This window comes from Corynebacterium tuscaniense DNF00037 (genome assembly GCF_000759055.1).
Lineage (GTDB): Bacteria > Actinomycetota > Actinomycetes > Mycobacteriales > Mycobacteriaceae > Corynebacterium > Corynebacterium tuscaniense.
Map to the genome: position 1 here is coordinate 1 of NZ_JRNG01000058.1, position 9796 is coordinate 9796.

The following is a 9796-nucleotide window of genomic DNA, read 5'->3' on the forward strand; positions in this document are numbered from 1 at the left end:
CCGAGTGCGAAATCCTTCACCCCACACCACTTACCAAGCACCAGGCTCTGGCTGACAACTAGGGCACCACCAGATCACGCGCTCCAGGTCCCCCTGCCCGCCGAGGACCCCTTGAGTGATCAAGGTGGTACACCGCCGGCAAGGTTTGTTGTTCCGCCCAAACACGTACGTGGTTTCACCAGCGCGCTTCACGCCGGTGGTCACTCGCTTGACCTCGTCCTTATTCGCCCACATGAGCCGGCGAGCAATTTTCAACATGTTGGCCACGCCGTCTTCGCCGACCTCCGCAACCGTCCGCGCCGGGTGAACGCCGGCCAAAAAACAGATCTCTGCGCGGTACTCATTACCGATCCCCGCCACACGCTGTTGGTCCAGCAGGCTCCTACCAATTTCCCGTCCCGGATCAGCAAGAATCCGGCGAGTAGCTTCCTCGATATCAAAAGTTGGGGCCAAGAGATCCGGTCCCAGATAGCCCATCTCGGCCTCAAACAAACGCGCCGGGAACACATCAACCAAGCCCAAGGAATGGCCGACCAGCTCAATGTCCCCACCTCTATCAACGAGCTGCAACACCACACGTGCAGTGTGCCCGGGTTTAGACCAGCGAGAACCTGCACGATGGACGGACCAAGAGCCTTCCATTTTCAGGTGCGTGTGCAGGATCTGCGACTCATGTCCATCCGCGCCGAACTGCATGAACAAGTGCTTGCCGTAGGGCCAGACACGTTCGACGGTCATGCCGGTGAAATCGGCTGTGGCAAAGCGCGGGACACGCAAGGAGCAGCGTGTGACCTCACGCCCCTCCATGAACTGCAGCCGCTTCGACAGCTGATAAACCGTATCACCTTCAGGCATACTCGAATACTATGTTCAACCTCTTTGGCTACAAACCGACCCCTGAAGAATCACTCATTGGCTTTTTCACTGACATGGACGAGGCAGTTGAGTGGGCGCGCGGCGTGCTCAATGAAACCGGAACTGATCCGGAGCGTGAATTCGTCAAGGCTGTGAAGGACATTCGCATCGCTAACCGTCGGCTCGGCCTCGCGGCTGCTGCCCACCTCATCAAAGAGGTGAATAACCGCACACACTGATCTACTGCACTGGGTCGACCGCCAATCAGTCGTCAAAACTCAGCGAATCGAGCTCCTCGAGCGCTTCGGCAACGCTCCTGCCCCGCCGCTTGGGTGCAGCGACAGTTCGGCCACCGATCTTCGCGCCGCGCGGGGAGGTTGCGGCACCATAATTCTTCAGCTTGAAAGCAGGCTCGCCATTGAGCTTTTCGACGGTCAACGGCGTCATCCTGCCCTCCCCCACCACATCCGTCAGAGCCCCCACAACCATGGTGAGTAGCTCATCGTCAGTACCAACGCCTTCGGGGAAGCCGTCGAAGAAGGTGGTCATGGTTTTGCCGCCGCGGGTGAGGTGGGCGGCGAGGAGGCCGTCGATAAGCACGACGAGTGCTCCGGCTGAGCGGGTCGGTCCGGTTTCGGGCCATGGGAGTGCGGCGCCGTAGGGGTTGGCAGGGTCGGTGGCGGCCAGCACGTAGACCTTGGGTTCTTTGGTACCGGAGGGCCAGCCGACAAGGTCGTCGGAGTCTTGGTGGCTGCGCAGACGGTCGATGATCGCAGGGGTGGAGAATTGCGCTGCGCCGAGACCTTCGACGAGGTAGCCACGCATGGCCTTTCCGGCTTCTTCGAATCCGGAAAGAGACTTATAGGCAAGAGCGAATCCGCCGAGGACGTCTTCGGCGACGATGCTGCCGCGGGTGACCACACCGTAGCGGTCCAGCCAGGCCTCGCCATGCGCCAGGGAGCGCTGGGTGGGGTCGGTGTCTGGGGTTGGGGTGGTGGCCCACCGGCCGATCATGTCCGGTGGGGTGACCGTGGCAAAGGATGTGCGACCGGAGCGGATGCGACTGCGGGAGGGCCGGCGCTTCGCGCGGTGGGCGGTTTTGCCGTGCTTGCCGCCGGCCAGTCGGGCGCGGATCGGGGCGAAGGAATCTGGTGCGATGAGTCCGGCTTCCACGAGATCCCACATGGATTCGCGGAGTTCATCAGCAGTGGTTGTGGCTTCGCTTGCTGTGCCGAGCAGATCGGTGAACAGGTAGCCACCGCCGACGTTGAGCTTCTCCATAACCTGCTGCTGGGTGAGACTCAATAGTGGTTCTTCCGGCACGGGCATGAGCTGCGCTGCGTAGTCCGCGGGCAGCAGCATGATCCAGGGATCGCGCGCACCAGCCTTGCCCGCACCGACGATTTGGACTTCGCCGGACAAGGTGAGCTCATCGAGCATCTCCGGGGAATAGTCGCCGACGCGACTAGGCAGGATCATGGACTCCCAGGCACTAGCTGGCAGGCGCACACCGGCGAGCTGTTCGATGACGCTATAGACACCGTCCGACCCCCGGAGAAGGGGTCGGACGCCAATCGGAGCAACATTGAGCCATGCTGGCATGAAACGACCCAAAGCAGACTGGGACACCGGACGTGTCTGCGCGCGGGCAGCTGCGAGTGAACGGGTGCGCACGATGCGCAGGACTTCCGCACCCATATATTCCTGTTCATCAACGCCCTGGCGGTAACGCCCCTCAACGACCTTCCCATCCCCTACGAGGCGCTGAAGCACCTCGTAGGAAGTGCCAACGGAAAGACTGAAGGCTGTGGCGAGGTCACGCAGCGTGAACGGCCCGCGTGTGCGCACCCAGCGGCTGACCAGTTGGCTCAACGCATCAGGGATGGTGGCCACTTGGGCGGGGATGCCGGGTGGGACGGGGACGCCGAGGCCGTCGCGAAGCAACGGCGCATCGAGTGCTTGGGCGAGGTGTTCACGGCCGCCGATACGCACGGCCATCATGCGCTTGCCCAGCTGATTCTCGAGGGCGACGCGCGGCACGGATGTGTATTGCTTCAGCTCATCCACCGGAACCGGCCCCACGATGCGCAGCGTGTCCGCGAACTGCTCGGAAGTGTCAGCCTTGCCCAGGCGCCGGAGGGAGTGGTCGACTTCTTGGATCACGGTGGCGTCGAGAAGCTCGCGCAGCTCAACTGTGCCCAGCAATTTTGCAAGTAACGACGGATCGAGCGCGAGCGCCGCGGCACGTTTTTCGGCGAGCGGCGTGTCGCCTTCGTACATGAACGCGCCGGTGTAATTGAACAGCAAACTTGAGGCAAACGGGCTCGGCTGATCCGTAGTCACCTCGGCCACGCGAATGCGGCGAGTGGACAGATTACGCATGACATCCTGAAGTGCGGGCAGATCGTAGACGTCCTGGAGGCACTCGCGGACGGTCTCCAAGATGATGGGGAAAGACGGGTAATTGCGTGCGACGTCCAGCAGCTGCTCCGCACGTTGACGCTGCTGCCACAGTGGCGCGCGCTTGCCCGGGTTACGATGCGGAAGGAGCAACGCGCGGGCAGCACACTCGCGGAAACGCGACGCGAAGAGAGCGGAATTGCCCACTTGTTCCGTAACAATGTCCGCGATTTCATCCGCATCAAAAGCAAATATTGACGCATCCGGTTCCCACTCCCCCTGCGGCAACCGCAACACAATCCCGTCATCCCCCGCGACGGCCTGAGCATCCATGCCGGTTTCCTGGGCCACGCGCCAACCCGTGGCCAGCGCCCACGCGGCGTTGACGCCTTTGCCGAACGGCGTGTGCACCACCACGCGCCAATCCCCCAGCTCATCGGTGAAGCGCTCAAGCAGGAGTGTCTTTTCATCCGGGACGATGCCGGTGGCATCTTCTTGCTCGTCGAGGTACTTGAGCAGGTTATCGCGTGCGTATTCGTCCAGGCTCGCGTCGATGATGGTGGGATCGCTTTTCGCCTCTCTGCGGAATGCGCCCAGCGCTAGCCCCAGCTCGTATGGCCTGCCGAGCGCGTCACCCGTCCAGAACGGCAGGCGGCCCGTGTGACCCGGCGCGGGGCTGACCTGAACTTGGTCGCGGGTGATGTTCTCAATCCGCCAACTCGATGCGCCGAGAGTGAACACGTCGCCGACGCGGGATTCGTAGACCATTTCCTCGTCGAGTTCACCGACTCTTCTTGGCTGCCCTTGTCCTTGCCCTCCTTCTTGGTCGCTTGCGGCCAAGAAAACTCCGAACATCCCCCTATCCGGGATCGTGCCGGCATTGGTCACCGCCACTCGCTGCGCGCCGGGGCGGGCTTTGAGGGTGGTGCCGTCCAGGATCGCGCGGGGGCGGAGTTCGGCGAAGTCAGTGGATGGGTAGATGCCAATGACCAGATCGATAACAGCATCGAAGACTTCACGGGCGAGGTCACGGTAGGGCCAGGCGCGGGTGACGGTCTCGTACCAGTCATCCAGTTCGAGGTCTTCCACCGCGACAGCGGCCACGGTTTGCTGGGCGAGCACGTCCAGCGGGCTCTTCGGGGTGTGCAGTTCCTCAATGAGGCCCTGCCGCATACGCGGCACAGTCACCGCTGTTTGCACCAGGTCGGAGCGGTGCTTGGGATAAAACGAACCTTCTGACACCGCACCCACCGAGTGCCCGGCGCGGCCCACACGCTGCAGGCCAGATGCCACCGACGGTGGGGATTCCACCTGGACAACAAGGTCGACAGCGCCCATGTCAATGCCCAGTTCTAGCGAGCTCGTGGACACCACTGCCTTGAGTGTGCCCTCCTTCAACGCGGTTTCCGTGGTTTTGCGTTCCTCCTTGGACACTGAACCGTGGTGAGCCCGCGCGATCACCGGTGTGGCTTTGCCAGCAACGTCTACCGGCCTCATCAGTTGCGCCGGCGGACGACGCGTCTGCGGGCTCAGCGCCTCCGGGTCGTGCTCCGCTGCCCAGATCTCATTGAGTCGGCTGGTCAGGCGCTCCGCGGTGCGGCGCGAATTTACAAACACAATTGTGGACTGATGTGCCATCACCTCCTGGTACAACTGCGCCTCAATGTGCGGCCAAATCGAGGACTGCCCCGGGGTGGGCGGCGGGGCGGGGCCGAGGTCTAGGTCCACGCTGATAACTGCTTCCCCGATCGGCGAGCCTTCTTCCGGCACGGGCAAGTCGCTCATGTCCTCCACCGGCACGTGCACATCGAGCCGCCACTTCTTCTCCGCGGGCGGATTCACGATCGTAGTGTGCTCGCCCAGGAAATTCGCCACCGCGTCGAGCGGTCTCACTGTTGCTGACAGGCCGATGCGCTGGAAGTTTCCTGCTTGTCTGCGAAGCCTCTCCAGCGACAACGCCAAATGCACGCCGCGCTTCGTTCCTGCGAGCGCGTGGATCTCATCGACGATGACGGTATCCACCGTCTTCAGTATCCCCGCCGCCTTGCTGGTGAGCATGAGGTACAGGCTCTCCGGCGTGGTGATGAGGATGTCCGGTGGTTTACGTGCTTGCCGGTTACGTTCCGCCTGCGGAGTGTCGCCGGAACGGACCGCCACGGAAATGTCCGGCATGTCCAGCCCCATGCGCTGCGCCACCCGCGCGATACCGGTCAGTGGTGCGCGGAGATTATTCTCCACGTCCACACCCAGGGCTTTCAGCGGGGAGATGTACAGCACTTTGACTCCCGCGCGCGTTCCTCGGGTGGTGCGCTGGAGTGCCACGTTGTCGTCGAAATGCAGTGCTTGCTGCCCGGCGCGGTTCACCATCGAATTGAGCGACCAGAGGAATGCCGCCAGTGTCTTACCCGAGCCAGTCGGGGCGACGACGAGGGTGTTCTCCCCCTCCGAGATCGACCGCCACGCCTGTTCCTGCACGGGTGTCGGCGCGGCGAAGACTTCCTCGAACCACGCCGAAACCTGCGGGTGGAAACGGTCGAGCACGCGACCAGAATCCCCGCTCACGGAGTGATTAGAAAGCCTGTCAGGCACGCTTTCACCTTAACCGGCACGAACAGAGCACTTAACTTCCCACTACAGAACGCTAGTGGGAGGTTATTAAACCAGGTGGCGCCGCCACGAGAAATTACTAACGGTCCCTTCTACTCGATTCATTGCACTTCATTCATTCCACTTTGTAGACCAGCGGGCACCCAGCCGAGGCAAGCCACACAAAGAACGAATCACACCTCCCCCAAGGCCCCGCACAACTACGGCACACCCCGGGAAGCGGTAAGGTCTAGACCATGACGGCAACGTACTCGGACTCACGGTTGACCAACCTCATTGCTCAAGGAACGGGCGAGATCCTGAAAGGAATTCGTGGCGTCGGCCTACTTCGGGGCCGGGAGCTCGGTGAGGCGGGGGATGACCTGGCTCAGAACTGGATTGCTCGGGTGTTGGAGCAGCACCGCCCGGAGGATGGCTTCTTGTCGGAGGAAGCCGTAGATGACCTGTCACGGTTGGATTGCAGCCGGGTATGGATTGTGGACCCACTAGATGGTACCAAGGAATTCGCTACCGGCCGGCAGGACTGGGCAGTGCACATCGCGCTGGTTGAGGACGGTGTTCCGATCCATGCAGCGGTTGGTCTACCCGACCTCGGCGTGGTGTTTAAGTCTTCGGACGTGCGCCATGTGTCAGGGCCACTGTCGCGAAAGATCGCACTGTCACACAACCGTCCGCCAGCGGTAGCCAATTATGTGGCAGAAAAGATGGGATTCGAGGCCGCCCGCATTGGTTCAGCTGGTGCGAAGGCGATGCACGTGCTGCTGGGTGACTACGACGCATACATCCACGCGGGCGGACAGTATGAGTGGGATCAGGCGGCGCCGGTGGGCGTCGCTAAGGCAGCGGGCCTTCACGCGACGAGGCTGGATGGCTCAGAAGTTCGCTTTAACAATCAGGACACATATATTCCTGATTTGTTGATCTGCCGCCCGGAGATCGCTGACGAGATTTTGGAACATGTTGCCGCCTATAAGGAAGAGCACGGCAGCTACGAGGGAATTGCGAAGTGACAGAGACGATTAACACCCCCTACGAGGACCTGCTGCGCGAGATCTTGGAGACCGGCACCCCGAAGGGCGACCGGACAGGCACGGGCACGATCAGCCTGTTTGGTAAGCAGCTGCGCTACAACCTGGCGGAGTCTTATCCCCTGCTGACCACCAAGAAGGTGTATTTCAAGGGCGTTGTCGGCGAGCTGCTGTGGTTCCTCAAGGGTGACTCGAATGTGCGCTGGCTGCAGGAGAACAACATCCGCATCTGGAACGAGTGGGCGGATGAAAGCGGCGAGCTCGGCCCGGTTTACGGAGTGCAGTGGCGCTCTTGGCCCACACCCGATGGCCAGCACATTGACCAGATTCAGAATGCGCTGGACCTTCTCACCCAGGACCCGGAGTCCCGCCGCAACCTCGTCTCCGCGTGGAATGTGGCGGAGCTGGACAAGATGGCGCTCATGCCGTGCCACCTTCTCTTCCAGCTCTACGTCGCCGACGGCAGGCTATCCATGCAGGTCTACCAGCGTTCCGCCGACATGTTCCTAGGAGTGCCGTTCAACATCGCATCTTACGCGCTGCTCACCCACATGTTCGCCCAGCAGGCAGGCCTTGACGTCGGTGAGCTCATCTGGACCGGCGGCGATTGCCACATCTACAACGACCACATTGAGCAGGTCAAAGAGCAGCTGTCGCGTGAGCCCCGCCCGTACCCGCAGCTGGAACTGACCAAGGCGGAGTCCATCTTCGACTACAGCTTCGCAGACATCGCGGTCACCGGCTACGACCCACACCCGACGATCACGGCGAAGGTCTCGGTCTAGCATGCTCGGCGCAATCTGGGCGCAAAGCCTCGATGGTGTCATCGGCGACGGCAAAGACATGCCCTGGCACCTGCCGGAGGACCTCAAACATTTCAAGGAAACCACGCTGGGCAGCCCCGTCATCATGGGCCGCCGCACGTGGGAGTCCCTGCCGTTCAGGCCGCTGCCGGGTCGCCCGAATCACATCTTGTCTTCGCGCGAGCCGGGCGAATGGTCCGACGGTGCATTCGTCTCCCGCGACCTCCCGGACCTCCAAGTCGACGCATGGATCATGGGAGGGGCACAACTCTACGAAGCCACGCTCGATGAGGTTGATGTCATTGAACGCACGCTTATCGACGCCTCCCTGGCTCCCCACCTCCCCCACCCCGTCCTCGCCCCCCGCATTCCGGCGGAGTTTGAGCTGGCCGAAGAAACCGAGTGGTTCACATCTTCGCGTGGCCACATCACCCTCGACGGCACCGACGATTCACCTCTGCTCTACCGCTTCCAACGTTTTGAACGAAAGGCTTAGGGCTTTGCCTACCACTCCTTCAACCCCTGAAACCACAGCACCCGTCACCGTTTTCGCCGCTTCCTGGTGCCCGTACTGCACGGCGTTGGTCGCGGACCTTCGCCGCGCCAGGCTCCCCGAAGGCGCGGTAGAGATCGTCGACGTCGAAGCACCCGGCGTAGATGCCGACGAGTGGATCAAGTCCGTCAACGACGGCAACCGCATCGTGCCCACCGTCCTCTACTCCGACGGCACTCACGCCACCAACCCGCCAGCCGCCGACGTGCTGGCCAAGCTCCCTGATCTGAATTAGTAGACCTGAACTTGAACCACTGCAATTTACAGCGCGCGATCGGGACTCTATCTTTCAAAAATCGCACTTTTTGAAAGATAGAGTCTGAATGTGGGTCCCTAGATTGCAGCCGATCCACCTGGGATACCACGTAGCGCAGCTCCATAAGCAGCTAAAACAAGTCTTCCATAGCCACCGGGACGCTGCAAAATAGCTAAGCCACGGTTTTCCAGCAAGAAGCGCGTATGACGCGGTGTTCGACGCAGTCGGTTTAGTTCCACGACAAGCGTCTAAATCTTTTTTGCATTTCGTGGGAACCGGCTCGTTCTCACTGCTCATCCGCTTCCTGCGCGGGCTTGAGCCCGCGCACCCTGTGGATAGATTTTTCTGTTATCCACAGGTTTTTGGGGCCCTAGCTGCACGTTTTTGTGTTTCGGTTTAGCGTGCATGGCATGACTTCATTCGCAGCCTTAGTAGCGGGTTTCACCAACCCGCTCGAGACCCTGGCATCCTTCGATGCCCGGGTGCTCCTCGATGCTGGCTGCAACCCTGCACGAGTCACCGAGCTGACCAAGGTCCACACGGCCTACTACGGAAAAACGAAATTCACTCGTAAGCAAGCCAACGCGATCAAGATCGCCCGGTCGACTCAGAAGTCCATGGATCAGCTCGTCTACATCGAAGGCAGACTTTCCGGGATCAAAGACCACAAAGAGAAGTGGCGGCTACGGCTTGCTTTGCTTTCCGTTAAGGGTGACTACAAGACACTCACACGTCGCGCGAGGGACATCGTGCCTGAGGTGGAAAAGCCTGCCCCGGAACCCACAATGCGGATTGGTCGCTCCCAGAATGAGAGGCGCCCTATCACCATCATGGCCGTAGAAGAAGACGCGGCAGCTATTGAGTTCGCAACACGCCAGAACCTCACTGATGGTCCTGCTGGTCCGCAGATGTATCAAAACCTGATGGCAGAACTTGGCCTGCGCCCTGATGCGGAGAATGCGCGACCGGGTGGCATTGCCCCTGCAGTGCCCCGCCCCTTGGTCCTCATCCCGTTGGAAGAGCAGATCAAGATCATGGGTGGCGCTGGGGACGATGTCATCCTTGGGTTGACTGACGGCACCACGATGACGGGTGCGGAGTTCCTGGCCCAGAACTTTGCGGACGTCCTAGAAGTAGCGATGTTCCACCCGCAAGAAGGACCCGTCAACCTGTATGACACGCAGCGCTTCGCGAACCAGAAACAACGCGACCTCGCACGCTCCACCATGCCGACCTGTCCTGTGCCGGATTGCCGGCACGCAGCCGATAACTGCGAAGTCCACCACATCAAAGC

Annotated in this window: 8 protein-coding genes; 6 read left to right on the plus strand and 2 right to left on the minus strand. The window is 61.2% G+C overall.

Translation table 11 applies throughout. From position 1 onward, the window contains the following. Positions 1-30 precede the first annotated feature (30 nt). Positions 31-855, minus strand: coding sequence for a DNA-formamidopyrimidine glycosylase family protein (locus HMPREF2129_RS10025; protein ID WP_034666228.1), 825 nt, complete (start codon positions 853-855; stop codon positions 31-33). Positions 856-866: 11 nt separating this feature from the next. Here HMPREF2129_RS10025 and HMPREF2129_RS10030 point away from each other — a divergent pair, with 11 nt between their 5' ends. Then, positions 867-1094 (plus strand): hypothetical protein, encoded by a 228-nt coding sequence (locus HMPREF2129_RS10030; RefSeq protein WP_034666229.1) that lies wholly within the window; start codon positions 867-869, stop codon positions 1092-1094. A 25-nt stretch (positions 1095-1119) separates the two neighbouring features. Here the strand turns inward: HMPREF2129_RS10030 and HMPREF2129_RS10035 are convergent, their stop codons facing one another. Continuing rightward, positions 1120-5844 carry an ATP-dependent helicase gene (locus HMPREF2129_RS10035; RefSeq protein WP_232218149.1) on the minus strand — a complete coding sequence of 1575 codons (4725 nt, stop codon included), beginning with the start codon at positions 5842-5844 and terminating at the stop codon, positions 1120-1122. Positions 5845-6098: 254 nt separating this feature from the next. On the opposite strand from HMPREF2129_RS10035, the gene HMPREF2129_RS10040 reads away from it, so the two are divergent. The 5 genes from HMPREF2129_RS10040 to HMPREF2129_RS10725 form a co-directional block, all read left to right on the plus strand. Beyond that, positions 6099-6872, plus strand: coding sequence for a 3'(2'),5'-bisphosphate nucleotidase CysQ (locus HMPREF2129_RS10040; protein ID WP_034666231.1), 774 nt, complete (start codon positions 6099-6101; stop codon positions 6870-6872). Further along, positions 6869-7675, plus strand: a complete 807-nt coding sequence (locus HMPREF2129_RS10045) for a thymidylate synthase (RefSeq protein WP_034666233.1) — start codon at positions 6869-6871, stop codon at positions 7673-7675. Before HMPREF2129_RS10040 ends, HMPREF2129_RS10045 begins: the two co-directional genes overlap by 4 nt. Before the next feature lies 1 nt (position 7676). After that, positions 7677-8189, plus strand: a complete 513-nt coding sequence (locus HMPREF2129_RS10050) for a dihydrofolate reductase (protein WP_034666235.1) — start codon at positions 7677-7679, stop codon at positions 8187-8189. A 4-nt stretch (positions 8190-8193) separates the two neighbouring features. Next, positions 8194-8481 carry a glutaredoxin domain-containing protein gene (locus HMPREF2129_RS10055; RefSeq protein WP_034666237.1) on the plus strand — a complete coding sequence of 96 codons (288 nt, stop codon included), beginning with the start codon at positions 8194-8196 and terminating at the stop codon, positions 8479-8481. Between the two features lie 431 nt (positions 8482-8912). Next, positions 8913-9796: HNH endonuclease signature motif containing protein (locus HMPREF2129_RS10725; protein WP_052093123.1), on the plus strand; the 884-nt coding region annotated here is incomplete at its 3' end.

What these genes read in the sequence shown, in the direction of transcription:
- HMPREF2129_RS10025 (WP_034666228.1), bottom strand. Translation starts at nt 855, where the DNA reads ATGCCTGAAGGTGATACGGTTTATCAGCTGTCGAAGCGGCTGCAGTTC.
- HMPREF2129_RS10030 (WP_034666229.1), top strand. Translation starts at nt 867, where the DNA reads ATGTTCAACCTCTTTGGCTACAAACCGACCCCTGAAGAATCACTCATT.
- HMPREF2129_RS10040 (WP_034666231.1), top strand. Translation starts at nt 6,099, where the DNA reads ATGACGGCAACGTACTCGGACTCACGGTTGACCAACCTCATTGCTCAA.
- HMPREF2129_RS10050 (WP_034666235.1), top strand. Translation starts at nt 7,677, where the DNA reads ATGCTCGGCGCAATCTGGGCGCAAAGCCTCGATGGTGTCATCGGCGAC.